Origin of the sequence: Cupriavidus basilensis OR16 (assembly GCF_000243095.1) — a bacterium.
Classification (GTDB): domain Bacteria; phylum Pseudomonadota; class Gammaproteobacteria; order Burkholderiales; family Burkholderiaceae; genus Cupriavidus; species Cupriavidus basilensis_D.
Genome location: NZ_AHJE01000005.1, coordinates 1 through 26,748, shown reverse-complemented (window position 1 = coordinate 26,748; position 26,748 = coordinate 1). Strand labels below are relative to the sequence as shown.

Below are 26,748 nucleotides of genomic sequence, written 5' to 3'. Positions count from 1 at the left end.
TGAGCGCCATCGTCACATTCCAAATACGGAGCACTGCATGGCACGCACTCATATCGCTGGATTTCCGCGCATCGGCGCCCAGCGCGAACTGAAATTCGCCCAGGAAGCGTTCTGGCGCGGCGAAACGGACGAGGCCAGCCTGCGCCAGGTTGCAGCCGGGCTGCGCCAGCACCACTGGCAGTTGCAAGCGCAAGCCGGGCTGGACAGCGTGGCGGTGGGCGACTTTGCCTACTACGATCAGGTGCTGGGCCTGAGCGCCTTGCTCGGCGCCCTGCCCGCGCGTTTCGGCTTCGACCCGAAGCAGCTGACCCTGGCGCAGTACTTCGAGCTGGCCCGTGGCAACAAGGCCCAGCCAGCCATGGAAATGACCAAGTGGTTCGATACCAACTACCACTACCTGGTCCCGGAGCTCGGCCCCGACACCCGTTTCGACGGCGGCGTGGACTGGTTCTTCGACGAAGTGGAAGAAGCGCTGGCGCTGGGCCTCAACGCCAAGCCGGTGCTGATCGGGCCGCTCACCTACCTGTGCCTGTCCAAGACCCACGTGGACGGCTTTGACCGCCTGAGCCTGCTGCCGGGCCTGGCCGCCGCCTATGGCCGCATCCTGTCCCGCCTGCGTGCGCGCGGCATCGAATGGGTGCAGATCGACGAGCCCGCGCTGTGCCTGGACCTGGAGCCGGCATGGCTCGACGCCTATGACGCCGCCTATGCCGAACTGGCCAGGTCCGGCGTGAAGCTGCTGCTGGCAACCTACTTCGACAGCGCCGCCGACCACGCCGCGCGCGCCGCGGCCCTGCCCGTGCAAGGCTTCCACATCGACCTGGTGCGCGCACCGCAGCAGCTCGACGCCTGGCGCAAGGTGCTGCCGGCCGGCGCGGTGCTGTCCGCCGGTGTGATCGACGGCCGCAACATCTGGCGCACCGACCTGCGCCGCGCGCTGTCCATGCTGGCACCGCTGCATGCGGAACTGGGCGAGCGCCTGTGGGTCGCGCCGTCCTGCTCGCTGCTGCACGTGCCGGTCTCGCTAGAGGCCGAGCGCAAGCTCGATGCCGAAATCAAGACCTGGCTGGCTTTTGCCACCGAGAAGCTGGCCGAAGTCAGCGTGCTCGCCCGCGCCCTGAATGAAGGCGAGACGGCGGTGGCCGCCGGGCTGGCTGCGGCCGACACTGCCCTGGCTTCGCGCCGCGGTTCGCGCCGCGTGGTCAACCAGCAGGTCCAGGCACGCGTAGCTGCGCTCAGCGCCGCCATGGCGGAACGCAAGAGCCCGTTCCCGATCCGCATCGAACGCCAGCGCGAGGCGCTGCAGCTGCCGGCGCTGCCAACCACCACCATTGGCTCCTTCCCGCAGACGCCGGCGATCCGGCAGACGCGTGCGGCCTACCGCCGCGGCGACATCGGCGCGCTGGATTACCTGCAACGTATCCGGGGCGAGATCGAGACCGCCGTGCGCAAGCAAGAAGCGCTCGGGCTGGACGTGCTGGTGCACGGCGAAGCCGAGCGCAACGACATGGTCGAGTACTTCGGCGAGCAGCTGTGCGGCTACACCTTCACCGAGAACGGCTGGGTGCAAAGCTATGGTTCGCGCTGCGTCAAGCCGCCGGTGATCTACGGCGACGTGTACCGCCCCGAGCCGATGACGGTGGAAACCACGCGCTATGCGCAATCGCTGACGGACCGTCCGATGAAGGGCATGCTCACCGGCCCCGTCACCATGCTGCAGTGGTCCTTCGTGCGCGATGACCAGCCCCGCGCTACCACCACGCTGCAACTCGCGCTGGCGATCCGCGACGAGGTCTCGGACCTGGAGCAGGCCGGCATCCGCATCATCCAGATCGACGAGCCGGCGCTGCGCGAAGGCTTGCCGCTGCGCAAGGGCGACTGGGGGGCCGCTTACCTGGACTGGGCCGTACATGCGTTCAAGATCTCGGCCGCCTCGGTGGCCGATGAAACGCAGATCCACACCCACATGTGCTACGCCGAGTTCAACGACATCCTGCCCGCCATTGCCGCACTGGACGCCGACGTGATCACCATCGAGACGTCGCGCTCCGCCATGGAACTGCTGGAAGGCTTCGGCGAGTTCGACTACCCCAACGAGATCGGGCCGGGCGTGTACGACATCCACTCGCCGCGCGTGCCTAGCGTGGAAGCCATCACGCACCTGCTGCAGCGCGCCTGCGAGGTGATTCCGCCGCAACGGCTGTGGGTCAATCCGGACTGTGGGCTGAAGACGCGCGCGTGGCCGGAAACCGAAGCCGCGCTTGCCAATATGGTCGCCGCCGCGCGTAGCCTGCGCGAGCAGATCGGCAAGGACAGCGCGACCACGTGGCAACGCACCACGCGCAGCGCTGGCCTGGGCGGACGCGCGGCGCACCATGGCGCCGCGCACGCGGCGGGTTGCGCCGATTGCGCTAGCCAGGCGGCCTGATCCGCACCCTGCCGGGTCCGGCCAAACCCCACCGAGCCCTGCCAAGCCAACGGGCCGGCATGCACCGCATGCCGGCCCGTTGGCCGTCTTGCTTTCCCTTGCGCGCAAAGCGGCAAAACGCCGCACCGCGACGGACAGACTGCCCGGGACGCAGGTTGCGGCACTGTGTCACATAGCGCACACCAAGCCCCCCTCCGTATCGTACGCGGCTATCCAAACACGGTTAAAAGGCGCGGCCCAACGCAGGCCAGGCGCCACGAGGAAAATCATGAAACAAGCCAGACACTGGAAGCAGCGCGCCGCTGCCCTGCCCGCCGCCGCCCTCACCACGCTCACCACCGCCGCGCTCGCACAGGCTGGCGCGCCCGCCACGCATGATGCATCAGTCACATTGCCTACCGCGACCGTGACGGCCAAGGCCCCCGGCTCGCTCACCGCGCCGAACTTGCAGCAGCAACAACAGGCGCTGGACCAGACAGCCGGCTCGGTTGGCTTTGTCGACGCCGCATCCTACAGCGACACCTATGCCAGCAACCTGCGCGACGTGCTCAAGGATGCGCCCGGCGTGTACGTGCAGGAGCGCTACGGCCAGGAACTGCGCCTGTCGATCCGCGGCTCGGGCGTTGCGCGCGGCTATCACGCGCGCGGCCTGGAGATCCTGCAGGACGGCATTCCCACCAACTTTGCCGACGGCAGCGGCGACTACTACCAGATCGACCCGCTTGGCCTGAGCGCGGCAGAAATCTACAAGGGCGGCAATGGGCTGGCCTATGGCAGCACCACGCTGGGCGGCGCGATCAACTTCACCACGCCGACCGCGCTCACCGCCGATGCGCCCAACCAGGTGCGCGTCGATGGCGGCAGCTTCGGCACGGCGCGTGCCAGTGGCCAGGTCTCGCGCCAGATCGGCGCCTTCGACCTGCTCGCCAACCTGAGCGTCAACCACTCGGACGGATTCCGCGCGCACGAGCGCGGCCAGTACGAGCAGTTCAACGCCAACTTCGGCTATCGATTCAGCCCGGCGGTGGAGACCCGTTTCTACGTGGGCGCCTATATCGTCGATCAGCAATTGCCCGGCGCGCTGTCGCTCACCGATGCGCTGAACAATCCGAAGAAGGCCGCGCCAGCCGCGCTGTCCGGCGACCAGGCGCGCAACACACGCACCGAACGCTTGGCCAATGTCACCAGCGTCAGGCTCGACAGCGGCCAACTCGATTTCAGCACCTGGGTCATCCACAAGAGCCTGTATCACCCGATCTTCCAGGTCATCGACCAGGACTACTGGACCTACGGCTTCGCGCCGCGCTACACCGGCACGCAGACCATCGGCGGCCTGCGCAACCAGTTCATCGCCGGGGCGCGCTTCTTCGGCGGCAACAACGATGCGCGCCAGTACGTCAACAACGCCGGCAACCGCGGCGCGCAGACGCTCAACGCCGCTCAGGATGCGTACAACTACGAGGCCTATCTCGAAGACCGTCTTTACGTGACCCCTACCGTCGCGCTGATGGCCGGTGCCAAGGCCTACCGCAATGTCCGCCGCTACCAGGACTACGGCGGCCTGCCGGCGAATCCCACGGCCAAGTCCGACAGCGCCACCTACAGCGGCGTGAACCCGAAATTCGGCGTGCTGTGGGAGCCGGTGCCCGCCGTGCAGGCATTTGCCGACATCACGCGCAGCGCGGACGTACCCGACTTTTCCGACCTGAGCCAGACCATGGCCACCACCACCCGCTTTGTGCCGCTGAGCGCGCAGCGCGGCTGGACGCTTGAGCTCGGCACGCGGGGCAAGCGCGAGCGTTTTTCCTGGGACGTGACGGCCTACCGTTCGCTGGTGCGGGACCAACTGCTGCAATTCACCACCAACCCGAATATCCCGGCCGCCACCTTCAACGCCAACCGCACCACGCTGCAAGGCGTGGAACTGGGCGTCTCGGGCGACTTGCTGCAGAACCTGTTTGGCTCGGGCGACAAGCTCACGCTGTCGCAACTCTGGAACTACAGCGACTTCCGCTTCGACAACGACCCGCAGTACCGCAACAACCGCATCGCCGGCGTGCCCGAGCACGTGCTGCGTACCACCGTTGCCTACAGCCGCGCGGCGGGGCTGCGCGTTGCCGGGACCATCGATTGGGTGCCGGGCGGCGCCTATGTCGACTACGCCAACACGCTGCGCACGCCTGGCTACATGCTGTTCGGCCTGCAGGCCAGCTACGAATTCCAGCGCGGCGTGACGGTGTTCCTGGATGCGCGCAATCTCGGCAACAAACGCTATGTGAGCGACTTCAGCACCGTGGCCGACGCGCGCACAGCCAACACCGCGGTGTTTTACTTGCTGATCCGGCGCCAGCTGGTTCGGCGGCATCCGTTCCTTGCGCACCGACTTGGCGAGGGCTACGATGCCGCGCTGCACCACCCAGCGCAGCACGACCTGGCCGACCGATCGGCCGTGCTTGCGACCGATGTCTACCAGCGCTTCGTTCTGGAACAGGTTGTTGCGGCCCTCGGCAAAGGGCGCCCAGGCCTCAGCCTGCACGCCGTTCTCGCGCATGAAGGCCACGCTTTCCTCCTGCTGGTGGAAGGGATTGACCTCGACCTGGTTCACCGCCGGAACGACGTGGTTGAAGCCGATGATGTCCATCAGCCTGTCGGGGTGGAAGTTGCTGACGCCGATCGCGCTCACCTTGCCCGCCCTCAGGGCATCCTCCATCGCGCGCCACGACCCATGCACATCACCGAACGGCTGGTGGATGAGATAGAGGTCCAGATAGTCCAGTTGCAGACGGCGCAGTGATCTGTCGATGGCTTGCTGGGTCCGTTCGTACCCGGTGTCCTGCACCCACAACTTCGTGGTCACGAAAAGGTCGGCACGCGGCACGCCGGCATTTTTGATACCCCGGCCGACCGCTTCTTCATTGAGGTAGGAAGCCGCGGTGTCGATCAGACGGTATCCTGTGCTGACGGCCTCGGCCACGCAGCGCTCGCATTCCTTCGGGTCGGAAATCTGGAAGACACCGTAGCCGAGGATCGGCATTACGACGCCATTGTTTAAAGTGACTTGTTGCATGGTGTGTTCCTATTCAATCGGCTGCGGATGATTCCAATGTAGTCACTATCTAGGCATCTGATTAGATGCTAAATTCTTCAAAAACTTGTGAATTGGATTCAACAATGCCACGTGACAGCTACAACGACTTGCTAGCGTTCATCCAGGTGGCCCAGCAAGGGAGCTTCACGCGCGCGGCTGCGCAACTGGGCGTGTCTCCGTCCGCGCTCAGCCATGCCATTCGCGCGCTCGAAGCACGCTTGGACGTCCGCCTGCTGACGCGGACCACGCGCAGCGTATCCGTGACAGAAGCCGGCGAGCGGCTTCTGTCCAATGTTGCGCCGCACTTCGAGGACATCGACACCGAACTGGCGGCGGTGAGCGAGTTGCGCAAGAAGCCATCGGGGCTGGTCCGCATCACGGCGGCGGAATTCCCCGCCACGTACCTGATATGGCCCAAGCTGTCCAAGGTTTTGCCGGACTATCCCGACATCACCGTAGAGGTAACGGTGGACTACAACCGAACGGATATCGTCTCCGAACGCTATGACGTGGGTGTGCGTCTGGGCGACGAGATCGCCAAGGACATGATCGCGGTTCGCATCAGTTCCGACATGCGCATCGCAGTGGTCGGTTCGCCCGCCTACTTCGCGGGCAGAACCCAGCCGAAGAAACCCCACGACCTGGCCGAGCACAACTGCATCAACCTGCGCCTACCCACCCACGGCGGACTCATGGCCTGGGATTTCCGCAAGGGCAAGCGCGAACTCAAGGTGCGCGTGACCGGGCAGTGGATCTACAACGGTATTTCGCCCATCGTGCGCGCAGCGCTAGCTGGGCAGGGACTGGCCTTCGTGCCCGAGGATGCGGTGGCGGAGCACATCGCCGAGGAACGTCTGGTCCGCGTGCTGGACGATTGGTGCCAGCCCTATACCGGCTACCACCTGTACTATCCGAGCCGCCGACAATCGTCCGGGGCGCTGGGCATCAGCGTCGAGGCGCTACGGTATCGAGACCCGCCGCGCAAGACAGCGAAATCGAAGCATCGCTCGGCTTCGTAGGCCGCATCCGGCCGTCGATTCTTCACATTACTGAATCCAGTTCAAAACCGAATGCTGGATTTAGGACTTAATCAAAACAGTCACGCCCTCTACGATTTCCTTCACTGAGACAAATTGGGCGCAGACCATCCGCATGCTCATGCGGCAAGTGGGATCTGCGCAGGTCACAGCAAGGAATCCCCATGAGAAACAACCTCATCGCGGCAGGCGCCTCGATCGTGATGATGGGTGCATCGGCGGCACACGCCCAAGGCATCCAGATCACCCCCGCGGGCACGACGCCCACGACGTTGGGCGCTGCGCAGAATTTCAACGGCCACGTGGCGGTGGACATCAAGGCGGCGGGCGGCAGCAGCCAGCACGGCAGCGTGGGCATGGTCGATTTCGCGCCCGGCGCGCGCACCGCGTGGCACACGCATCCGGTCGGCCAGTTGCTCGTCGTCACCGACGGCCAGGGCTGGGTGCAGGAGGACGGGGGCCCAAGGCGCGAGATCAAGGCGGGCGACGTGATCTGGATCGAGGCCGGCGTCAAGCACTGGCACGGCGCGGCACAGACCAACGGCATGCGCCACCTGGCCATTGCCTACGTGAAGGACGGCAAGAGCGCGGACTGGAAGGAACTGGTGAGCGATGAGCAATACAACGCTCGCTAGGCGCGGCGCCGTCGCGCTCGCACTCGCCTTGGCCGCGCTGCCGGCCTCGGACACCTTGTCCGCCAAGCAGCAGGCCATTCCCCTGATCGCATCCTTCATGGCCGCGAGCGACATGCCCAGGCTCAATGCCGCGCTGAACCAGGGGCTGGACGCCGGCATGACCATCAGCGAGGCCAAGGAAATCCTGGTGCAGCTCTATGCCTACGCCGGCTTCCCAAAGAGCCTGAACGCGCTGGGTGAGTTGCTTCAGGTGGTGGACGCACGCAAGCAGCGCGGCATCCAGGACGCGCCGGGGCGCGAACCCAGCCGGCCCGTACCTACAGGCGATGAACTGCTTGCGGTCGGCACTGCCAACCAGACGAAGATTTCAGGCGCGCCGGTCAAGAACGCAGTGACGGACTTCACGCCGGTCATCAACCAATTCCTGCAGGCTCATTTGTTCGGTGACATCTTCGAGCGCGACAACCTCGATTGGCAGAGCCGCGAGCTGGCTACCGTGGGGGCGCTCGCTGCCACGCCGGGCGTGGAGGCCCAGTTGCGCTCGCACATGCGAGCCAGCATGCGGGTGGGCTTGAGCGCCGCGCAGTTGCGGCAACTGACGCAGGTGCTGGCCGAGCGCGGCGATGCGGGTGCCGCCAAGCGTGCAAGCGAGGCGCTCACGCAGGCCCTTGCCGCAGCCTCGGGAGGCTGAGCATGAAGGCCACCCGAATCCTGTTGACCACTGCCATAGCCATGACAACCCTGCTCACCGGCTGCGCCACCGATCCCAACGGCCCTGGCAACGCCTCCGGCCCTCTGCTAATCCAATCCCAGGGGAGTTTCGCTGTCGGCGGAAAGGTGGTGAGCACGCCCGGTAGCTACAACAATAACAACCCGACCGCCGCTGGACAGACGTTCCACGGCGATCACCTCTACGCCTTCTATCAAGTCCCGCAGAACCCCAGGCCACTGCCCATCGTCATGTTGCACGGCGCGTACCAGTCGGCGCGCAGTTGGGAAACCACGCCGGACGGCCGTGAAGGCTTCCAAAGCAAGAACGTCAAGGGAATCGTCGCGCTCGAACCTGGCAGCGGGTTCATTTTCCCGCAAGGCGAACTGCCCCCGGCGATGCCGAGTGCTGCCGGCACCTTGTTGCCCGAGGCGGTGCCGCTGGCGGATTTCCAGAAGCTCACGCGCGTCCCCATCGTCATCTACTACGGCGACAACTTCCCGGTCCAACCGACAGCCGAGCGCGGACAGGACAACTGGCGCGTGCGCCTGGCCATGGCCCGGCTCTGGGCCGCCGCCATCAACAAGCACGGTGGCGACGCGCAACTGTTGCATCTGCCCGAGGCGGGCATCCACGGCAACACGCACTTCCTGATGTCGGACTTGAACAACGTCCAGATCGCCAACCTGGTGTCGAAGTTTCTGGCTGACAAAAAGCTGGACTGATAACCCAACCATGAAAGAACTTGCCATGACACCCCATCCCGCCGACCAGAGCCGTCGCCGCCTGCTGGGCGCGGCCGCCACGCTGGGCATTGCCCCGTGGCTGCTGTCCGCCCGCGCTCAGACGGCCAGCGCGCCGTGACGGACAAAGCCGCATCCGCCCCCCGCCGGCGCCTGGGGCCATTCGAGGAGTACCCCATCGGCCTGGGGGTGCAGTGGCATCCCAATGGCCCGCAAGGGGTCGTTGACCTGTACACCAGCAGCAGCACCCGGCAAGGCGGCATCGCACTCATTCGCCGCGCGCTGGATGCCACGGGCGTCGAAGCACCGCCCAAGCGCTGAAGCGCCCCGCGAAATTCACCACACTTGCAAGGAACCATCCCATGAAACGCATAGTATTGAAGGCCACCCTCATGGCCGCCATCGTCGGCGCCTCCGGCGGCGCAGCCTTCGCCGAGGACTACCGAAAGAACCCGTTCACCTTGACCTATGGTGGCGCGATCACAAAGAACGAACTGGGCAAGGTCAACATCCATCCGGTCAAGTACAAGCTGAACGGCCTGGACATTGCCGCCAATGTCTATACCCCGGCGAACTACGACCCGAAGAAGAAATATCCTGCCGTCGTCGTGGCCCACCCGAATGGCGGCGTGAAGGAGCAGGTCGCAGGCCTGTATGCCCAGCGCCTGGCCGAGCAGGGCTACATCACGATCGCGATGGACGCGGCGTATCAGGGCGGAAGCGGCGGGAAACCGCGCAACGTGGACAACCCCGCATACCGTACCGAGGACATCCGCGGCTGACTTCATCACCCGCTACGCGGGTGTCGATGCCGAGCGGTTGGCCCTCCTGGGCATTTGCGGTGGCGGTGGATACTCGTTGGCGGCAGCGAAAGTCGATAAGCGTTTCAAATCGGTGGCAACGCTGAGCATGTTCAATTCCGGGCGCGTTCGCCGCAATGGCTTCGAAGACTCGCAACGGAACACCATCCAGGATCGCTTGCGGCAGGCTTCCGAGGCGCGTGCGCAGGAAGCGGCCGGTGGCAAAGTCCCCTATATCGGAGGCGGCGCCGCGGCGACGGATGCGCAAATCGCCGCGATGCCGTTCGAGATGTACCGCGAGGGAACCGTCTATTACGAACGCACCCATGGCCACCCCAACTCCGGCGCCTACCCCAACTCCGGCGGCGCCTACACGGTGAGCAGTTTGCTGGACCTGATGCGCTGGGATGCCACCGACCAAATCGACCTGATCAACCAGCCGCTGCTGATGATCGCGGGTAGCAAGGCCGACAGCCTGTACATGACTGAGGATGCATTCGCCAAGGCCACCGGCACGCAGAACAAGGAATTGTTCAAGATCGACGGTGCCACGCACATCGAGACCTACTGGGTTCCCAAGTACGTGGATGCCGCCATGGGCAAGCTGACGGCGTTCTACACGAAGACCCTCTAGGGCAAGAGAGCGCCCATGAGGCGGGCGCAGGGCACAGTCGTGAGCCCGGCGGTAGAAAGCCGGGACACCAAAATGCCTAGAATAGAACTACTCGTTGTCTGTCTTGCGTTGCTCAAAAAACCCGCCTCGGCGGGTATTTTTTCATCTCAGCGCGCGGCTTGGGGCCCGCAGTCAGTCCGCCCGCACCACCGGCGGCGCGCTCCACGTGCCCTCCAGCATCGCCCGCCGGGGCCAATACACCCGCATCATCAGGTTGAAGCCATCAGGCGGCGCCGGCAGCCAGTTGGCGACCCGTTTGCCCTCCGGGCGCGCATTCTGGATATAGATATCGAGCGAGCCGTCACGGTTGTACCGCAGCCGGTCGCGGTCCCCGATGGCATAGCGGTTGAGCGGATTGGCAACAAACGCCTGCTTGTCGTTGTAGAGCGTCAGTGACCAGAAGGCCGCGCTCGGCGGCATCTGGCCCTTGTCGAAATGCATGACGTAGCGGTTTGCCCCGTTCAGCGGCTTGCCGGCGGCGTCGACCCGCGTGCTGGGATACAGCGCGTCCGCAGGCAGGTTGGCACCAAGCCCAACCCAGGCCACCAGCGCGCGCTTGCCATAGGCCGTGCCATAGCTGCCGAGATCCCGGTGCACGGTCCATTTGCCGTCCCCTTCACCGCCGCCGCGCCTGGCCATCGCCACGATGCCCGCCAGGGCGGTGGTGGCCCCCTCCTGCACCGCGCGGGCTGTCGATGGCTCCAGCGCGGTCACGGAGAAGGGCATGCCCGGAACGATCCCGAACTTCTTGATCGCTTCCACCATGGCCGCATCGGCCGCCGCTGGAGGATTGGCCGGCAGCAGTTCGGCGAAGCGGGAAAAGAACGCCTGCGCGTCCATCGCCGCGACCTGCTCAACAGGCGGCGTTTCCACATCCACCGGAACCGCTTCGGGCAGCATCGCCAGGTCTGGCTTGGCCCGCACCTTGCCGCCACGCTGCAAGGCGGAGAGCGGCGCCAGGCGATACTGGTCCTGCAAGCGGCGAACCGCCGCATAGTCCTGCTTGCCATTGGTCTGGGTGCGGCCAATCAGCCACACCATCTCCGTGGGCGAGCGGATTTCCGTGACGCCGGGCGGCAACACGCCGTTCCACATCGGGCCGGTTACGGCGTAGACCGCTTTCCTGGTGCCCGTGGTGCGCTTGCCCGGCGACGCGAAGACATTGGTCCAGGCATCCATCAGCGGCATCAGGTAATAACGCCCGCGCGTGTCGGGCAGCGAGAGGATCACCGGTCCGGCGGACAAATCCAGCCATGCCGTCGAATAGAGCGTATCGGCATTCGGGCTGACCACGTCGGTGAAGGTGGCGTCCGGGAAGCTACGCTTATGCGAGAAACTATTGGCCGGCACACGGGCGGTCATGACCTCACGCGTGACATCCATCAAGACCAGCGGATAAGCGTAGACAAAAATCTGGGCGGATAACGCCTTGATCGCCCCATTGGACGACGGCGGGGCCGGCTGCGGCACCGCCGAAGTTTGCGGGCCCGTGACGCAGGCAGACAACAGCAGACCGAGCGCAAGCGCGCTCGCAATTCGGCGTAGCGAAATAATCATGACCCCGTTTCCTCGTCGGAATGGCTACCTTCCATGCGCTTTTCGCCGACGAACGGGCGACATCGCGACACGGAGGCGCGTCTATTTTCCCCGAGGGATGATGTTCCCGGCAAACGCAGTTGTCAATTGAACGGCAGTAAAACTGTGCGGGGAAACGCACCAATACCGATCGCGCCGCAGTGCCCTTGACCGGGACGCCCAGTAGCGTCGGGCCATTTGTGGCCGGAGCCACGCCCCCCCTGTCATCCCCCAATCGGTTCCGCTTGGGCGCCCGGATCATTTCGCCGATACTGGGAAAGCGGGTCGTCGCCCCGGCGGAGCCGGACTGCGAATTGCTTCTACGCGATGGATGGGACCGTCATGGCAACTGGCAGCGCGATGCTGGGCAAGCACCCCGACCTGTCGGCTGCGCAGGTGTATCTCTTCGCCTTTACCCTGGGATGCACCACCGGCGTGGACTTCGTGGCGTCCTCCATGATGGGCGTCGCGGGCACCCATATCAGGGGCGGCATTCACGCCTCGCCGGAGGATTTTCTCTGGAGCCTCACATCCTATGCGGCCGCTGCCACCGTCGCCAACCTGGTGCTGCGGCGCATCGCGCGGGACATCAGCTATCGTGGATTTACGCTGCTCGGCCTGGTCATCGCCACCGTGGGCGCCGCGTTTTGCGCCATCTGCAATACGCCGCTTGAGCTGAGCCTGGCGCGCGCGCTGCAGGGTTTCGGCGCGGGCGGCCTGTTCACCGCGTCGCGCATCATTATCCAGTTGGCTGCCGCCCGCGAGGAGCGCCGGCCCCTTCCTCGGCTTCAATGTCGGCGGCATGGGCCTGGCGGCGCTGGCGCCATGGATCACCGCGGTGCTGGTGGAAGACGCGAGCTGGCGGATGATCTTCGTGGTGCAGGCCGCGATGTCGGGCGCGGCAATACTGCTGGTGCTGGTCTCCTACCCACGCCGGCTCGCGGCCTCGCTGGCACCGTGGGAGGTGGACGTTGGCGGCATGGATTGGGTGACCGTGATCTTGCTGGGCACGGGGGCGCTGGTGCTGCTGCACGGCCTGGGCGACCTGCGCTTCTATGAGCTGGCGAACTCGCCGTCGGTGGCGATCACCCCCATCGTCGGGCTGGTGCTTGTCGCTAGCGTCTTCGTCCACCAGCATCGCCACCCCGATCCCTGGCTCAACCCCAAGCTGCTGCTGGGCCGCCGCTACCTGGTCGGGCTGGGCTTCTATACCTTGTATTACTTCCTCAATGGGTTATGGGGCTATGTGGTACCCACCACGCTGCAGTCCGGGCTGGGCTTTACCTTCCAGACCACCGGCAAGGTACTCACCATCACGGGGCTGATCGGCTTCACGGGCCTGTGCGCCTTTACGTATGCCGGCACCCGGCTGACGGGGCAGCGCCGCTACATCGCCCTGGGGTACGTCATGTTTGCCGGCGCGGCCTGGCTGCTGAGCGAGCGGATGATGCCGGGCGTCTCCATGGCCGTCCTGCTGCCGGCCCTGACCCTGCAGAGCCTGACCACGCCCTTTATCCTGGCGCTGGTGGCGGGGCTGACCTATGCCGAATTCAGCGTCGAGGATTTTGCCCACGCCTATCAGTTCAAGAACATCGTGCGCCAGATCGCAACCGCCGGCGGCACGGGCGTGGCAAGCCTATGGCTCCAGTATGGCGAGGCCATGGCACGCACGCAGCTGGTTGCGCGGATTACGCCGTTCGACCTGCCCGAGGGTTTCGACGCCGCCACGCTGGTGCGCTGGTCCGCGCTGATCGACCAGCAGGCGCAGCTGATTGCGGTGAGCAATCTGTTCGCGCTGCTGGCGATGGGATGCATAGGCGTGGCTTTGGTCGCCGTGGCGCAGCGCGCGCTGCGCTAAACCGGTCAAGCCGCCTCAAAGGGGGCACGGAGGACTGGGCGGCACACGGAATTGCGACCCGCGTATGGACGCCGCACCGGCAAGATTCCCCCAAAGTGGCGGGATTGTGAGCAAGCGAATGGGCTCTACAATGCGGCTGCGCGGGGCATACGCCTCGCCAGTCGAGCCGCACAGGAAGCTGACCATGACGCTGTATCTACTCGGATTTCTATTATTCGAAGCCTTGTGGTTCTTCCCATTCAGGAAGGTTTTCAAGGCGGCACATTTTAGTGCGCACTACGCCTACCTGGCGCTGCTGCCGTTCATCGGGCCGCTGCTGTGCATCTGGATTCTCGCGGCGCGCCCCTGGCCCTTGAAGACCAAGCTGGTACGCACGTTCTCGCAGGCGTAGCGCGAACTGTTGGCCACATCCCCCTCTCAGAAATCGTGGTCCCCCAGCATGACGGGGTCCAGAGACGGGTCCGCAGACCACTTCTGCAAGGCTGCTTCCTGGATGCGGTCGAGATTGCGCTCGAAAATATCCAGATGGCTGCCAATCTGGCCCTGGGCCAGTTCGTCCAGCGCCGAGCGCGACACAAAGCCGCTGCTGTCCACACCGTTCGCCACAATGGAAAAGCCGATTTGCTCGCCATCTTCGGACGGGGCCGGATTGAGTATCAGGAAGGCAGTCGACATCGTTAGCTCGCTTTGATTCAGAGGCAGGATCGTAGCATGATCGATTCCGCGCGATTCGGCCAGCGGCTGACTCGCACGAATGCGCCCATGCATGCCGTCATGGGAAGGGTATCGCCCGATTCCATCACCAGCCCCTCTTCCATGAGTATCTTCCTTGCGTATTAAAGAGCACCTGAGTGCTCATCATCGCCAGGAGACAAACGCATGGATCGTCGTCATTTCCTTACCGCCGCGGTTGCCGCCGCCGCGCTCGGCTCAGCCCCTGCCCGTGCCGATAGCTGGCCAAGCCGCCCGCTGCGCCTGGTCGTAGCCTACCCCGCGGGCGGCGGCACCGATGTGGTCGCGCGGCTGTTCGCGGACTTCCTCGGCAAGCAACTTGGCCAATCGGTCGTGGTCGAGAACAAGCCGGGCGGCGCGACGATTCCCGCGACGCTCGACGTGATCCGCGCCAAGCCGGACGGTCACACGCTGCTGATGACGCTTGGCTCCTCGGCCACCTCGGGCGCCCATATCAACAAGGTGCCCTACGACCCGCTAACTGACCTGACCGCGCTGGCCGAAGCCGCAAGGGCGCCCGTCTTGCTGGTCGCCACCAAGAACGCGCCCTTCTCCACGCTGGCTGAGATGATCGCGTACTCCAGGAGCGCGAAGTCGCCGCTCCATTCGGCCTCGTATGGCCCGGGCACGTCGTCGCACTTTGGCCCGCTGCTGCTGAACAAGCTGTCTGGAAGCCGGCTCGAGCCGGTGCTGTACAAGGGCTCGGCGCCTGCCACGCAAGACCTGGTGGGCGGCGTGGTGCCGCTGATGATCGACGGGCTGACCACGGCGGTGCCGCTCTATCAGTCCGGCAAGACCAAGGCCCTGGCCATCACCACGCCGGAACGCTCGGACATGGCGCCAGGCGTCCCCGCTTTCCGCGAACTGGGGTTTCCGGGCATGGAGCAATTGAGCGGCTACTTCGCGCTGTTTGGCCCCAAGGCCATGCCGACCGATGTGGTTGGCGCGGTCTCGGCGGCAATCCAGAAGGTGCTCACCGATCCGGGCTATCACAAGCGGCTGGCCGCGGTCGGCGTGTTGCCGCCGCAAGCCATCACGCCACCCGTCTTCGCCGCGCAGGTCAAGGCGGACTACCGGCGCTGGGGCGAGTTCATCAAGGAGATCGGCTTCACCATTGACGCCTAGCCCACAGCGCGGCGGCTGGCGCGCACCGCGTCAGAGCCGCGCGGCAGCCGCCGTGAGCCAGGCCGCGGTCTGGTCGGGAATCGTGATCGGCAGCATATGGCCGCCAGGGACAAGTTCGAGCTCCAGCGCCGGCAGCTTGTCCTTCATCGCCTTGCCGTGGGCTTGCCAGTCAAGCACGGCATCCGCGGTCCCGTAGAGGATGCTGATCGGCAAGGCCAGCGATGCATAGCGCTGCGCCATGGCGGGCAGGTCCTCCTCCACGCTGGCCAAATCGGTCGATGTGGCAAAGAAGCTGCGCGGCCTGAGGCTGAGCAGCCCGCCCCCCGCCGTGCCGAAATCCTGCGGCGGCCGGTCCGGGCTGAAGACCAGTTCGACCATGGCCTTGCCACGCAGGATAGAGCGGGGAATCGCCCACGTCCAAGCGATCAGGCGGCGCATCGTGGCCGAGGAAATCGACAGCGCGCGGAACATTGGCGGCACGCCTTGCACCGGATGCGTCAGCGGCGCGATCAGCGCCAGCCCGCCGACCGCATCGGGATGATCGAGCGCAACGCCCAGGGCAACCGCGCCACCCAGCGAGTGTCCGACCAACAGCGGATTCTGCAGGCCGAGCGCACGGATGAACTTGGCCACCACCGTGCTCTGCACGCTCAGGCGCGCCGACATCGTCGATGGCCTGGTCGAATGGCCCGAGCCGGGCCGGTCGACCAGGATCACCCGGAACTGGCTGGTCAGCTTGCCCAGCAAGGCGTAGGAAAAATTGCCGGTCTGCCCGCCGAGCCCGTGCACCATCACGATGACCGGCCCCTCGCCCTTGTCGATGTAATGGAGCCGCGCCCCATCGATCTCGATGAACTTCCCCCCGGGCGGGAGCGCCTTTTCCACCTTGCGCGCAATCAGGGCGGTGAATGCCGCCAACCCAAGCAGAACGACGGCGCCCACGGCGATGCAGGCAATCAATATAGTCATTGCGTATGGTCCTTCAACCTTGAAATTGAACCCTGACGTTCAAGCATTATCCGCTAGCCATTGGCCGGGGCAGCCGTGCCCGCACGGCCGAACGCCATCTCGCTGTCTTCCACCTTGCCGAACTTCAGGGCCATCAGGTCGAACAGGTAATTCTGGTGGACCTTCCATGGCCGCTTGGACCCCTGCTTGGGCAAGATGTTGCTGGCCCGCTGGACATAGCCGGAACTCAGCGAGAGCGAAGGCGCCTCATCGGATGCCGGATCCGTGCGGCGCGGCGCGCACCAGGCATGGCCCTTCGCGTCCATATGGTTGATCAGGCGGCACACGTAGGTCGAGGAAAGCTCAGCCTTCAGTGTCCAGGAGGCATTGACATAGCCCATGGCAACCGCCAGGTTCGGCATGTCGCTATACATCATGCCCTTGTACATGAATGCCTGCGCCGGGTTCATCGGCGTGCCGTCCACCTCGATCTTCATCCCACCCGCCACCTTCAACTGCAGCCCGGTGGCCGTCACGATGACGTCCGCATCGAGCCGCTCGCCGGAGCGCAGCAGCAGGCCGGTCTCGGTGAACGACTCGATCTGGTCGGTGACGACCGAAGCCTTGCCTGAGCGGATGGACTTGAACAGATCCGAGTCCGGCACAAGGCAGAGCCGCTGGTCCCATGGCTTGTATGACGGCGTGAAATGCTTGTCGATATCGTAATCCGGGCCGAGTTGCGCGCGCACGCCCTTGAGGATGTTGCTCTTGACCAGCTCCGGCTTCTTGCGCGAGAGATTGTAGAAGTACATGCCCAGCAGCACATTCTTCCAGCGCGTGACGCGATGCGCCATGGACGCCGGCAGCCGCCGCTGCAACCACGCGGAGACCGCATCGCTGGACGGACGTGCCACGATGTAGGTTGGCGAACGCTGCAGCATGGTCACGTGGGCCGCCCGCTCGGCCATCGCCGGCAACAGCGTGACGGCCGTGGCCGGTGCTGCGGGTGCACCACGCGGCCGCTGAAGCGTTCCATGCCCGGCCATCCGGGCATATAGCCGTCCGCATAATCGTAGTAGCCGCTGCACAAGTAGAGGAAGCTGCAGGTGAAGCGGGCAGGCGTGCCTTGCGGGCCAACCGTGGCATCGACCGTCCACCGCGCGGTCTCGGACGACCACGAGGCGCGCGAGACGCGATGGCCGAATCGGATGTGCCGCTCAATGCCGAATTCCTTCGCCGTGCCACGAATGTATTCAAGGATCGAGTCACCATCGGCAATCGATTTTTCGCTGCGCCATGGGCGGAAGCTGAAGCCGAGCGTGTACATATCGGAGTCCGACCGCACGCCGGGGTAGCGAAACAGATCCCACGTGCCGCCGATTGCGTCGCGCCCTTCCAGGATGGCGTAGGTCTTGCCCGGGCAACTGGTTTGCAGGTGGTAGCCAGCGCAGATACCGGAAAGCCCCGCCCCGACCACCAGCACGTCGACGTGCTGCGCGGCTGCCTCGCTTGCTGCATGGGCATCCTGGCGCCCTGCCGCCGCGCCTGCGTGAACCTGGGGGTGCGGGTGGTCCGCATTGCCTGATAGCATCGATTGTCTCCTGTTGACCGAACCGGGCCGGCGCTCGCTGCGTCGAATTCTCACGGTGCATCCGTGCTGTCTTCAGACTAGACTAGGGTGTTCACCCTAATTAATCAACCAGGATTGCCCGAACTAGGGCTTACCCCTAACTATCCGCCGCGCAGACATGCAGATAACGGAACTTGCCGGGAGTTACCGACCATGACGGCCCAAGGCGCGCCAGCCCGGCGCCCCAAAACACGCGAGCGCATCCTGGACGCTTGCCTGAGCCTGTTCAACGAGCGCGGGCCGGTCGTCGTGACCACCGCCGAGATCGCTTCCGCCGTGGGTATCCAGGAAGGGAATCTCTACTACCACTTTCACCGCAAGGAACAGATCCTCGAAGCCTTGTTCGATGAATTCGAGCGGGCGCTGCGCGGCACCGCCGTCGCCGATCTGGCGCACGGCGATGCGCCAAGCCGATTCGCTGGCTATCTGAGCGGCTGGTTCAACCTGATGTGGGAGTGGCGCTTCTTCTACCGCGACGCGGCGTCCATCCGCAGCCTTGCGCCAACCCTGAGGCTGCGCACCGAAGCGCTGGCCGATGACGGACAGCACCATGTCCGTCGTGTGTTCGGCGCCATGGAAGCGGCCGGATTGCTGCGCGCCACACCCGAGCAGCTTGACCAGTTGGTCGTCAACACGTGGATCGTCTCGACCTACTGGATCGACTACCTGCGATCCCGCCATGGCATCGATGCCATCAAGCGCGAACACATCAACTGGGGCGCGTCGCAGGTCATGAGCCTGTTTTCGCCCTTCCTCACGCAAGCCGGCATAGGCTTGCTGAATATCCAGCCGGGCGAAGGCTGACGCGGGCACCGCGAACTGACGAGAGGCGGCCCTCCACCGCCGTCCAATTGCCAATCCCAGCATCTGCTGCCATTAAAGGCATGTGGAAGTCAATCAGGCAATTCTCAATTTTTCTAAAAAAAAGCACTAAAGTCATTTTTGCTGTTTTTCTACAGTAGAATCGCGGCCTTGCGAGCGCGTGAGTCCTAAGAAATTTCCGAATACCCGCCATTTTTCAAAGGCCGGCGCGTTGGCTTGAATGCGCGGCACCTTGAATCTCTCGCTGAACCCCCTTCATTTTTGATTCTGCCCATGCAAGCTTTCCGACTTGTCGTTTTGCTGTTTACCGCCCTCGCGGCAACCCAGGCAGCCGCCGCCGACAGCGTCGCCTTTGCCGGCTTTTTTGCCTATGCCGGCGACGCGCAGCAGATTGCGGCTCGCTTCCCGGTCACGCGACAGGTCGAGGCCGAGCTGACGGCGTCCGGCAGCGCACCGAACAAGGCCATCAGCCGTTCCCTGGCCGCGCGCCCGCCGGCCAATTTCGCGCTGTCCAGCGACGGCATGGCCAGCCTGAAGAACAGCGACCAGGCCCTGGCCACCGCACTGGTGGTGACCAGCGAGACCATCTCTTCCGAGCGCTTCGGCCGACTTTACAAAGTGCTGGCCAACGTGCGCGGCCAAGCCCTGGTCTTTGACTTCAAGGCCATGACGGTGCTGCGGGCCTACCCGATCAATGTGACTTACCTTGACGTGCTCGATCATCAGCCCAGCGAGCGCGAGAAGCGTGACCGCGTCAAGCGCCTGCTGCTCGGCGGCGACAAGCCGGGCCTGTTCGATCGCTACGCCCAGGTCCTGTCTGGCGCAAAACTGCCGTCGTCGGGCACCCGCTACCTGCAGGTGTCGCAAGTCAATGTAGCGCCGGAGGCGTTGGCCCAGTTGCCCGAGGGCCTCAAGTCCGGTTCTGGCGTGGCCGAAGGCTGGCTTGCCGACATGTTCGGGGAAGCCCTGCTGGATAAGGCAGGCGTACCTATCCTGCCGTTCACCAAGGGCTATGCGATTGGCAATGCCATGGCGATGCGCTTCGCCGACGGCGAGGTCTTCAACCTCAAGTTGCCCGAGCCCGACTACACCATCCAGGTGGACCTGAAGGGCTTCAAGCGGGTCGAGTACGGCAGCTCGGCGGCCGGCACCAGCTACATCTATGCGGTGTACAGCCACGTCAAGCTGGGCGAGCCGATGTCCGGCAAGCAGTACCTCGACGCGGATTTCAAGAATGGCGAAGTGAAAGCCGTCCCCGTCACGCAGTCAGAGATCGACGATTTCCCGGCCTACGCGGATTCCCTGCGTGGCCTGTTCACCAAGCTGTCCAGTTCGCTGGGCGGCCAGGACAGCGACTGGCTGGCCGCGGCCTCGTCGGGCGATAACGTCAGTAAACAAGTAGATGTCACAAGAGGAGTGGTCAAGTCATGCAAGTAATCCGTCAGCTCTGTTGGCTGTTTTTGTTCGCGTGCAGCCTGGCGTCGGCACAAGTGGTGTCGTCCAAGGGCATGGCAAACGTGAAATACGACAGCTCGGTGTTCTCGAGCAAGGCCAGCGCCGAGGACAAGGACCGCGCGTTCAAGACTGCCCAGGTCAACGCCATTGAGCGTTACTACGCCGAGAGCGGTGAGTCGCAAGCCGAGAACTTCGACAGCATCCGCGACAAGGTCGCGGCCAACCTCGACAAGTTCGTGCTGGGCGCGACCATCATCAGCGAGGAAGACAAGAAGGACGCCAGCCAGTATTCGGTGGTGGTCCGCGTTGACATCAACGTGGCCAAGCTGCGCAACGCGGTCAAGGGCGGCGCGGCAGTGGCGACGGCCTCGGACGCGCAGAAATCCCCGTTGACGTTCCTGTTCGTGGCGCGCCAGCAGGACTCGGTCAAGTCCTTCGATACGCGCGTCTACAAGCGCGCGGACGTGAAGGAAAACGTCAATGAGAAGTCGACCCGCAACAGCTATTCGGCCAATGCCTCCGTTTCCGTCGAGACCGGCGGCAGCCGTACCCGCAAGGCCGATGACGTGAGCTGGCGCCTGGTGCCGTCGGGCAACCTGAACTCGGTATTCACCGGCGTGTTCGCCCAGTCGGGCTTCCAGGTGGTGGAAGCCGCCTATGTCGAACCCTCCTCGGGTGGCCACCTGCGCATCAGCGCGCTGGAAAACGACTACAAGAGCGGCAACGACCTGCAGCCCGCCACCATGCGCGAAGCCGTGCTGGGCCTGCAGACCGCCCAGGTCCCCTACCTGGCGCTCGGCACGCTCGACATCGGCATGCAGGACAGCGACCCGGTCACTGGCCTGACCCGCGTGTACGTGACGGTGACGGCCAAGCTGCTTGACGTGACCACGCGTTTCCCGCGCACGGTGTCGTCGGTCGGCCCGGTCCAGTACGCCGGCACCGGCCCGGACGCCAGCGTGGCGCAGACCAACGCGCTCAAGCGCGCTGCGGATTCGGCCGCGCGCGAACTGGCCGCGCAACTGAACAACGCCAAGGTCCGCTGATTGCTCCCCAGGCCGGCGCCAGCACGCGTCACCGTACCGTGCGGCCGGCCTCTCTAACCCTTCGCTTTACCTGGAGAACGCACATGTTGAAGAAAGTCATCTCGATCGCTGCACTGTCCCTGCTGGCCGCTGGCCAAGCCCATGCCCTGCCCTCGCTGGGCAGCCTGACCGGTGGTTCGTCCGCGTCGAGCAGCGGCGCCACCGCCGATGCAAGCGGCGCGCAAGATCAGTTGTCCAAGGCCTACGTGGCAGCTGGCCGCGAAGTGCTGGTGGCCCAGTCCTACCTGGCGGACGCCGTTGGCCTGAAGGAGCTGTCGGCCAAGGCAAAGGCGACGGCTGACGCGCTGACCGACGGCGCCACCAAGGGCAACCTGGAAGACTCCGACAAGCTGCAGAGCGAAGCCTCCGCCGCCATCGAGGCCAAGCTGAAAGACTCGAACACCAAGATCGACGCCGCCGGCAAGCAATCGTACGCGGAAGGCATGAAGCATCTTGGCCTGGGCGTGCTGCGCTATGTGGGCCTGCGCCCCAGCCTGATCGCCTTCAAGGATGCCGCACAGTCGCAGCTCACCAGCGCCTCGGTGATGGAAAAGATGACGCTGACCAACAAGCTGTCGACCGGCACCTACATCGCCAGCGAAGCCCCCGGCCACGTGACCCGCCTGGGCAGCACGCTGCAGGCCGCTACCGCGTACGCGAAGAGCAACGAAATTCCTGTGCCGAAGGATGCCACCGCGGCACTCTCGGCCAAGTTCTAAGCCTGCTGCCATCGTGAACGAGAGCGGAACACTCCCCATGAAATGGCACCGTGCGCTGGCCGTCTGCGGCATCGCATTGACGGTGTCGGTAGCTGGTTGCAAAGGCCGCGACGCTGAGCCGCCGCCAGCGGCCGCGGGCGCTTCCGCGCCGGCGGCAAGCGGCAGTGGCGCGCCCGACGTGGGCCAGGTCGAGAAGGTGCGGGTCACCACCACCGGGCTCGGCCATACACCAGCCGAAGCTATCGACCAGGCACTGCGCCAGGCCGTCATGCAGGTCAATGGCATGACCATCGAGCAGTCGTCGACGCAGTTCAAGTCGGTGCTGGGCCTGGCGGTGGGACGCGATCCGCTCACGCTGAGCTCGGCCGGTTTCGCCGAGCTGGTAAGCCAGAGCAGCCGTGGCGCGATCAGCGACTTCAAGGTGATCGAGATCAGCGAGCCCGGCCAGACCGAGCGCATGATCAAGGCCACCATCGAAGCCAACGTGGCCAAGTACAAGGCGCCGGCGGACCAGGGCAAGCTGCGCATCGCCATCGCCCCGCTGCGCGTGGACAGCCGTGCCGGTGGCGACGCCGTGCGCATCGCCGCCGAACTGCGCCAGCGCATCATGGACGCACTGATCCAGAGCGGCCGCTTTACCGTGCTGGAGCGCGATTTCGCGCCGGAGCTCGGTGACGAAATGGATCGCATCTCGAACGGCCAGACGTCGGCGGACCAGTTCGCCAAGGTCGGCCAGGGGCTCGGCGCGGACCTGATCTGGTTTGGCCGCGTCAACGCTTTCGAGCCTGGCCGTCGCGCCAATGCCGATGGCGAAGGCAGCGCGCCAGGGCACTGGTCGGTCTCGCAGAAGTTCGTCAACGTGACCACCAGCGAAGTCCTGTTCAGCAATACGGCCAAGGGTGACGCCGGACGCGCGGCAGGCGAGCGCGTGGATGCCATGGAAGGCGCCGTCGTCTCCAAGGTGGTGGCCGATATCCTGGTGCGCCTCTACCCGGTCAGCGTGGCTTCGCGCGATGGCCACAACGTGGTGCTGAGCCAGGGTGGCCAATCGGTGAGCAGCGGCACGGCCTATCAGGTCGTCATGCTGGGCAACGAGCTGCGCGATCCGCAGACCGGCCGCTCGCTCGGACGTACCGAGCAGGAGTGCTGCACGGTGGTGGTGGACCGGGTCACGCCCTCCTTGTCGTACGGGCATCTGCAAGACGTCAAGGTAAAGCTCGACGATATCCCCGCAGGCTCCTTGCAGTTGCGCGCGGAAATTCCGCCTGCGCCGCCGGCGGCCGATGCCAAGCCCAAGAAGAAGGCAGCAACGCGCAAGGAAGAGTCCCTTGGTCCTCCCAAGAGTGACTCAAACTGGTGATCTGGTGATCTGTTGAAGTCTTAGCGCCAGCCGGTCGGGACGACGGTTGGCAATGCAAAGCCGCACGCCGTTATGGCGTGCGGCTTTGTCCATTCCGGACACCAGGTGCACCCGCCGTCGCCATTGCCATTGCCATTGCCATTGCCATTGCCATTGCCATCGCCATCGCCATCGCCATTGGCGGCAGGCAGAGTTGGCCCCCTCCTGCGCATTGCCGGCAGCCGGGGTTCTTTGAGTCACTTACCGGAGAGGCACATGCCCGATGACCCGCCGGCTGACTTCGCCTAGCGCTCAAATGTGAGCACTACAAAGCAAAAAGCCCGTGCGGCATGAACCGGACGGGCTTTCGAAATTTGGTTGCGGGGGCAGGACTTGAACCTGCGACCTTCGGGTTATGAGCCCGACGAGCTGCCAACTGCTCCACCCCGCGAAAGAGAATATACGCGGATTGGCGGCATCTGGATAGTCCTAATACAAAAAGAACTGAAAAGTGCTAGTGCCCATCCTTTTCGGGATGGGACGGCTGCTGCTCCATATCCGCTCGCGAGCACACGCAGCCGCTTTTTTGCGCCACTCAGCTATTTCCATCTATCCACTGCTTGGCCCACTCGTAAGCCGCGGTTTTCGCGTCCGCCGGCGTGGCGTGATTGCGGCCGATGGACCTGGAATCCTGCACTACCGCACCGTCCTCCCAGATCGCGCATGACGCGATGTGCAAACCGTCCTTGATCGTCTTGCAGAAGACGTGGACTACATACCCTTTGTACTCTGTGATGCCGCTTTCCATCTGTGTCCTGGCTCCCCTGCATGCTGCTCGTCGAAATCTCGCTGGATCCTAGCACGCGCAAGGCTTTTCATTCACATCAGCGCCGGTGTACCCCGGACACGAAGTGCCAATTGTCATTTTTTGCAAAATTGTTGAATAACCCCCACCGCCGGGGGAGGTGCTGTCAGCGTCTCTTCCTGTAACCTGCGTGCGCAGCGTGGTCAGGGACTCGAAAACCCGCTGCATCCACAAATAATAATGAAAAGGAAATCCAATGCGTATTAAAGGGGAATTCAGGTCCGGAATGCATCGCCGCATTCTGCTAACGCCCGCAGTTGCAGCGATCACGCTTGCCGTACTGAGCGCGTGTGGCGGGGGTGGAGACGGCAGCACGGCGGCGACCCCGGCTAGCCAGGCTGCCAAGTCGACGCTGCAAGGCACAGCAGCCAGCGGCGCCTTCATGGCCAATGCCCTGGTGACCGTCTATGACGCTGACGGAAAAGTCGTGGGCAGCAACGCGGCGGATAGCAATGGCCATTTTGAATTCGATGTCTCGGCTTTCCGTGCACCGTTTGCGGTTGTCGCCACTGGCAGTAGCGGGGGCGACCAGCTGACCTATGTCTCGGTGCTGGCGACCAAGCCGGCCAATGGCTCCGCCACCGTCAACGTGACGCCGCTGACGACCGCCGTGGCAGCGCTACTGGTTGGTGGCAACCCCCTGGACCTGACGAAGGCATCGGTGCTTGGCAGCAAGGCAAGCAGCGCCCAGGTACAGCAGATCGTCGGCTTGCTGCGCTCCGTACTGGCCAATGTCACGAGCGATGCAGGACTGGACCCGACTGCCTTTGACCCGATTTCCACGCCCCTGAGCAAACAGGGTGAAGGCGCCGATAGCGTCCTCGATGTCATCCGGGTCACGCTGACCACGAGCGGTGCAAAGCTGACCAGCACTGGCGCCGTGATCACCGACAACAATGCCGCGCACGAAGTCCTCCTGACGCCGGACTCGCTGGCATCGCCTCCGTCCGCGTTGCCCAAGCCCGAAGTCAAGACCAACGCGGCAACGTTCGAAGGCATCCGTGCTGCCCTTCAGGCCTGTTTTGCGCTGGATCCCGCCGCGCGCGCAGATGGCGCCAGCGTGCTTGGCGCTTGCAGCACGGCATTCTCGAGCGATTACCTGAACAACAGCTACACCGCTCGCGACGACCTGTTCGCGCTGCTGGCTGCGAGCGACATGAAGGGCGCAAGATTCGAGGCGCCGGTTGTCCTGTTCAACTCGACCAACACCCAGAACCAAGCAACCGCACTGGTGCGCCTGCCCTTCGTTCGTACCGACAAATCCACCGATCACCTGACTCGCGTTGTCACCAATCGCGCGCCAGGCGGCTGGCAGTTGACGGGCAACCAACGCAAGTACGAAGCAGCGGTCACGCGGCGAATCAGCAAGGTCACCGAGTTGAATCCGCAATCCGCGCAGGGCATCGTATCGCGTTATGAGAGTTCGCTGCGCTTGCTGCTCAACCCCGCCCGGGGTTTGGGCGTGAATGTGCAACTGGTACGGGTCACGGGTCCGGGATTGCCGAACGCGGGCGTCATCCTGTCCCGCTCGCGCGTTTGCGGCAGCTTCAACAACCTGGTGATTCAGAATCTGGCCGGATCGCTGACCTACGCCACAGACGATCCTGTGTTGCCCAACCAGACCATCAACAACAGCGGGCAATCGAGCAGCACCGTGGTCTTGGCGGCCACGGCGATCGATAGCAGCCAGGCAGTGAAGTGGAGTGAGCTGTCCAGCGGCGGCAACACTTACCTGTCCGCAGCGCTGTCGGACTCCGCCATCGAGAGCCTTCCTGCCCATGGCCGCTACAAGTTCGAGGTGTGGAACCGTAACGTCGACACCAGCTACAAGACCAGCCTGGCAGCGGCGGACGATACGTTCTACGTGACTTCGTCGGGCAGCGTGCTAACGCCATCGGTACTGGCGCGGCAGACCTGGAACAGCATCGATGCAGGCAGCCTGGACTTTGTCACCACGGGGGGCAGCAAGACTGCGGCGCAGTCCGGCACGCGGATCAGCTGGACCCAGAACGCGGAGACGGTCGACCGCGCGCTGGCGTTTGGCTCCCTGCAGAGCGCGGTGCCGCTGCCGGAGCGCGTGCTGATTCAGGGATTGCCGGTCGCACGGTCCGCTCGCAGCGATACGGTCAGTGCCACCAATTCGGGGTCCAGCGCGCTGACGCCCTGCAGCACCGCCGTATTCCCGGCATTCGGCCTGGCGGGTGACCAGCGTACTGTCGAAATCCGATCCACCACTGCGGACGACACGCAGAAGTTTGTGCGTATTGTCGGCACGGTGCGGTAACTGAGATGCTATCGCCGCTGACAATGGTCAGTGGCGATTACGCAATGGAAAAGGGCCGGCATTTGCCGGCCCTTTTCCATTGCGAATGATCTGGCTATCTCCGCTATCTCCATCGCGACAATTTGTCGCCATTTCCATCGCTAGTCCGATTTCTTGAAAGCAGACGTTTCGCCGCCACAAAAGCAAAACCCCCCAGTA

At 64.4% G+C, this 26,748-nt stretch carries 19 protein-coding genes, 1 tRNA gene and 5 pseudogenes; 18 read left to right on the top strand and 7 right to left on the bottom strand.

The window, feature by feature from the left end; translation table 11 throughout:
* Nucleotides 1-37: 37 nt before the first annotated feature.
* Both metE and OR16_RS02180 read left to right on the top strand, forming a co-directional pair.
* On the top strand, nt 38-2,428 hold the full coding sequence (gene metE, locus OR16_RS02185) for a 5-methyltetrahydropteroyltriglutamate--homocysteine S-methyltransferase (protein WP_006156331.1): 2,391 nt from the start codon (nt 38-40) through the stop codon (nt 2,426-2,428).
* Nucleotides 2,429-2,696: 268 nt separating this feature from the next.
* Nucleotides 2,697-4,760: pseudogene (locus OR16_RS02180) on the top strand (TonB-dependent receptor family protein); the annotation flags it as partial.
* 21 nt (nt 4,761-4,781) lie between these two features.
* Here the strand turns inward: OR16_RS02180 and OR16_RS40710 are convergent.
* Nucleotides 4,782-5,495 (bottom strand): annotated as a pseudogene (locus OR16_RS40710) (aldo/keto reductase); the annotation flags it as partial.
* A gap of 104 nt (nt 5,496-5,599) precedes the next feature.
* Here OR16_RS40710 and OR16_RS02175 point away from each other — a divergent pair.
* The 7 genes and pseudogenes from OR16_RS02175 to OR16_RS02150 all read left to right on the top strand — a co-directional run bounded on the left by OR16_RS02175 (nt 5,600) and on the right by OR16_RS02150 (nt 10,074).
* Nucleotides 5,600-6,535, top strand: a complete 936-nt coding sequence (locus OR16_RS02175; protein WP_006156329.1) for a LysR family transcriptional regulator — start codon at nt 5,600-5,602, stop codon at nt 6,533-6,535.
* A gap of 182 nt (nt 6,536-6,717) precedes the next feature.
* Complete coding sequence (locus tag OR16_RS45165; RefSeq protein ID WP_006156328.1) at nt 6,718-7,188, top strand: (R)-mandelonitrile lyase; 471 nt, start codon at nt 6,718-6,720, stop codon at nt 7,186-7,188.
* Nucleotides 7,166-7,879 (top strand): carboxymuconolactone decarboxylase family protein, encoded by a 714-nt coding sequence (locus OR16_RS45160; RefSeq protein WP_006156327.1) that lies wholly within the window; start codon nt 7,166-7,168, stop codon nt 7,877-7,879. The genes OR16_RS45165 and OR16_RS45160 overlap by 23 nt, the downstream gene beginning before the upstream one ends.
* A 2-nt stretch (nt 7,880-7,881) precedes the next feature.
* The gene (locus OR16_RS02160; protein ID WP_006156326.1) at nt 7,882-8,622 is read left to right on the top strand and encodes an alpha/beta hydrolase; all 741 of its coding nucleotides are present in this window, start codon (nt 7,882-7,884) and stop codon (nt 8,620-8,622) included.
* 10 nt (nt 8,623-8,632) lie between these two features.
* Nucleotides 8,633-8,761: a hypothetical protein gene (locus OR16_RS47165; RefSeq protein WP_272942817.1), complete on the top strand. Its 129-nt coding sequence runs from the start codon at nt 8,633-8,635 to the stop codon at nt 8,759-8,761.
* Nucleotides 8,758-8,961, top strand: a complete 204-nt coding sequence (locus OR16_RS44385) for a hypothetical protein (protein WP_006156325.1) — start codon at nt 8,758-8,760, stop codon at nt 8,959-8,961. The genes OR16_RS47165 and OR16_RS44385 overlap by 4 nt, the downstream gene beginning before the upstream one ends.
* Nucleotides 8,962-9,032: 71 nt before the next feature.
* A pseudogene (locus OR16_RS02150) lies at nt 9,033-10,074 on the top strand (alpha/beta hydrolase).
* 171 nt (nt 10,075-10,245) lie between these two features.
* On the opposite strand, the gene OR16_RS02145 reads toward OR16_RS02150, so the two are convergent.
* Nucleotides 10,246-11,670: a DUF1254 domain-containing protein gene (locus tag OR16_RS02145; RefSeq protein WP_006156322.1), complete on the bottom strand. Its 1,425-nt coding sequence runs from the start codon at nt 11,668-11,670 to the stop codon at nt 10,246-10,248.
* 345 nt (nt 11,671-12,015) lie between these two features.
* On the opposite strand from OR16_RS02145, the pseudogene OR16_RS02140 reads away from it, so the two are divergent.
* Nucleotides 12,016-13,546: pseudogene (locus OR16_RS02140) on the top strand (MFS transporter).
* Between the two features lie 184 nt (nt 13,547-13,730).
* Nucleotides 13,731-13,937, top strand: a complete 207-nt coding sequence (locus tag OR16_RS02135; RefSeq protein WP_006156321.1) for a hypothetical protein — start codon at nt 13,731-13,733, stop codon at nt 13,935-13,937.
* Between the two features lie 26 nt (nt 13,938-13,963).
* Here the strand turns inward: OR16_RS02135 and OR16_RS02130 are convergent, their stop codons facing one another.
* On the bottom strand, nt 13,964-14,221 hold the full coding sequence (locus OR16_RS02130) for a hypothetical protein (protein ID WP_141639816.1): 258 nt from the start codon (nt 14,219-14,221) through the stop codon (nt 13,964-13,966).
* Between the two features lie 204 nt (nt 14,222-14,425).
* On the opposite strand from OR16_RS02130, the gene OR16_RS02125 reads away from it, so the two are divergent.
* Entirely contained in the window at nt 14,426-15,403 is a 978-nt protein-coding gene (locus tag OR16_RS02125; RefSeq protein WP_006156319.1) for a tripartite tricarboxylate transporter substrate binding protein, read from the top strand.
* Between the two features lie 30 nt (nt 15,404-15,433).
* On the opposite strand, the gene OR16_RS02120 is transcribed toward OR16_RS02125, so the two are convergent.
* Together OR16_RS02120 and OR16_RS02115 are read right to left on the bottom strand one after the other, a co-directional pair.
* Nucleotides 15,434-16,372 (bottom strand): alpha/beta fold hydrolase, encoded by a 939-nt coding sequence (locus OR16_RS02120; RefSeq protein WP_043418095.1) that lies wholly within the window; start codon nt 16,370-16,372, stop codon nt 15,434-15,436.
* A 53-nt stretch (nt 16,373-16,425) separates the two neighbouring features.
* Nucleotides 16,426-17,942 (bottom strand): annotated as a pseudogene (locus OR16_RS02115) (flavin-containing monooxygenase).
* A 192-nt stretch (nt 17,943-18,134) separates the two neighbouring features.
* Here OR16_RS02115 and OR16_RS02110 point away from each other — a divergent pair.
* From OR16_RS02110 to OR16_RS02090, 5 genes are all read left to right on the top strand, one after another.
* On the top strand, nt 18,135-18,785 hold the full coding sequence (locus tag OR16_RS02110; RefSeq protein ID WP_006156317.1) for a TetR/AcrR family transcriptional regulator: 651 nt from the start codon (nt 18,135-18,137) through the stop codon (nt 18,783-18,785).
* 291 nt (nt 18,786-19,076) lie between these two features.
* Nucleotides 19,077-20,240, top strand: a complete 1,164-nt coding sequence (locus tag OR16_RS02105) for a hypothetical protein (protein ID WP_006156316.1) — start codon at nt 19,077-19,079, stop codon at nt 20,238-20,240.
* Entirely contained in the window at nt 20,231-21,304 is a 1,074-nt protein-coding gene (locus tag OR16_RS02100; RefSeq protein ID WP_006156315.1) for a hypothetical protein, read from the top strand. The genes OR16_RS02105 and OR16_RS02100 overlap by 10 nt, the downstream gene beginning before the upstream one ends.
* Before the next feature lie 83 nt (nt 21,305-21,387).
* Nucleotides 21,388-22,062, top strand: a complete 675-nt coding sequence (locus tag OR16_RS02095; RefSeq protein WP_006156314.1) for a hypothetical protein — start codon at nt 21,388-21,390, stop codon at nt 22,060-22,062.
* Between the two features lie 37 nt (nt 22,063-22,099).
* Nucleotides 22,100-23,422 carry a CsgG/HfaB family protein gene (locus tag OR16_RS02090; protein ID WP_006156313.1) on the top strand — a complete coding sequence of 441 codons (1,323 nt, stop codon included), beginning with the start codon at nt 22,100-22,102 and terminating at the stop codon, nt 23,420-23,422.
* A 354-nt stretch (nt 23,423-23,776) separates the two neighbouring features.
* Here OR16_RS02090 and OR16_RS02085 read toward each other — a convergent pair.
* Nucleotides 23,777-23,852: transfer RNA gene (locus tag OR16_RS02085), tRNA-Met, on the bottom strand.
* A 144-nt stretch (nt 23,853-23,996) separates the two neighbouring features.
* Nucleotides 23,997-24,209 carry a hypothetical protein gene (locus tag OR16_RS02080; RefSeq protein WP_006156312.1) on the bottom strand — a complete coding sequence of 71 codons (213 nt, stop codon included), beginning with the start codon at nt 24,207-24,209 and terminating at the stop codon, nt 23,997-23,999.
* Between the two features lie 283 nt (nt 24,210-24,492).
* On the opposite strand from OR16_RS02080, the gene OR16_RS02075 reads away from it, so the two are divergent.
* Nucleotides 24,493-26,550, top strand: a complete 2,058-nt coding sequence (locus OR16_RS02075) for a hypothetical protein (RefSeq protein WP_006156311.1) — start codon at nt 24,493-24,495, stop codon at nt 26,548-26,550.
* Nucleotides 26,551-26,748 lie beyond the last annotated feature (198 nt).

What these genes read in the sequence shown, in the direction of transcription:
- OR16_RS02130 (WP_141639816.1), bottom strand. Translation starts at nt 14,221, where the DNA reads ATGTCGACTGCCTTCCTGATACTCAATCCGGCCCCGTCCGAAGATGGC.
- OR16_RS02090 (WP_006156313.1), top strand. Translation starts at nt 22,100, where the DNA reads ATGAAATGGCACCGTGCGCTGGCCGTCTGCGGCATCGCATTGACGGTG.
- OR16_RS02095 (WP_006156314.1), top strand. Translation starts at nt 21,388, where the DNA reads ATGTTGAAGAAAGTCATCTCGATCGCTGCACTGTCCCTGCTGGCCGCT.
- OR16_RS02125 (WP_006156319.1), top strand. Translation starts at nt 14,426, where the DNA reads ATGGATCGTCGTCATTTCCTTACCGCCGCGGTTGCCGCCGCCGCGCTC.
- OR16_RS02160 (WP_006156326.1), top strand. Translation starts at nt 7,882, where the DNA reads ATGAAGGCCACCCGAATCCTGTTGACCACTGCCATAGCCATGACAACC.
- OR16_RS02105 (WP_006156316.1), top strand. Translation starts at nt 19,077, where the DNA reads ATGCAAGCTTTCCGACTTGTCGTTTTGCTGTTTACCGCCCTCGCGGCA.
- OR16_RS02075 (WP_006156311.1), top strand. Translation starts at nt 24,493, where the DNA reads ATGCATCGCCGCATTCTGCTAACGCCCGCAGTTGCAGCGATCACGCTT.
- metE (WP_006156331.1), top strand. Translation starts at nt 38, where the DNA reads ATGGCACGCACTCATATCGCTGGATTTCCGCGCATCGGCGCCCAGCGC.
- OR16_RS47165 (WP_272942817.1), top strand. Translation starts at nt 8,633, where the DNA reads ATGAAAGAACTTGCCATGACACCCCATCCCGCCGACCAGAGCCGTCGC.
- OR16_RS02135 (WP_006156321.1), top strand. Translation starts at nt 13,731, where the DNA reads ATGACGCTGTATCTACTCGGATTTCTATTATTCGAAGCCTTGTGGTTC.
- OR16_RS02110 (WP_006156317.1), top strand. Translation starts at nt 18,135, where the DNA reads ATGACGGCCCAAGGCGCGCCAGCCCGGCGCCCCAAAACACGCGAGCGC.
- OR16_RS02080 (WP_006156312.1), bottom strand. Translation starts at nt 24,209, where the DNA reads ATGGAAAGCGGCATCACAGAGTACAAAGGGTATGTAGTCCACGTCTTC.
- OR16_RS45160 (WP_006156327.1), top strand. Translation starts at nt 7,166, where the DNA reads ATGAGCAATACAACGCTCGCTAGGCGCGGCGCCGTCGCGCTCGCACTC.
- OR16_RS02175 (WP_006156329.1), top strand. Translation starts at nt 5,600, where the DNA reads ATGCCACGTGACAGCTACAACGACTTGCTAGCGTTCATCCAGGTGGCC.
- OR16_RS02100 (WP_006156315.1), top strand. Translation starts at nt 20,231, where the DNA reads ATGCAAGTAATCCGTCAGCTCTGTTGGCTGTTTTTGTTCGCGTGCAGC.
- OR16_RS02145 (WP_006156322.1), bottom strand. Translation starts at nt 11,670, where the DNA reads ATGATTATTTCGCTACGCCGAATTGCGAGCGCGCTTGCGCTCGGTCTG.
- OR16_RS02120 (WP_043418095.1), bottom strand. Translation starts at nt 16,372, where the DNA reads ATGACTATATTGATTGCCTGCATCGCCGTGGGCGCCGTCGTTCTGCTT.
- OR16_RS45165 (WP_006156328.1), top strand. Translation starts at nt 6,718, where the DNA reads ATGAGAAACAACCTCATCGCGGCAGGCGCCTCGATCGTGATGATGGGT.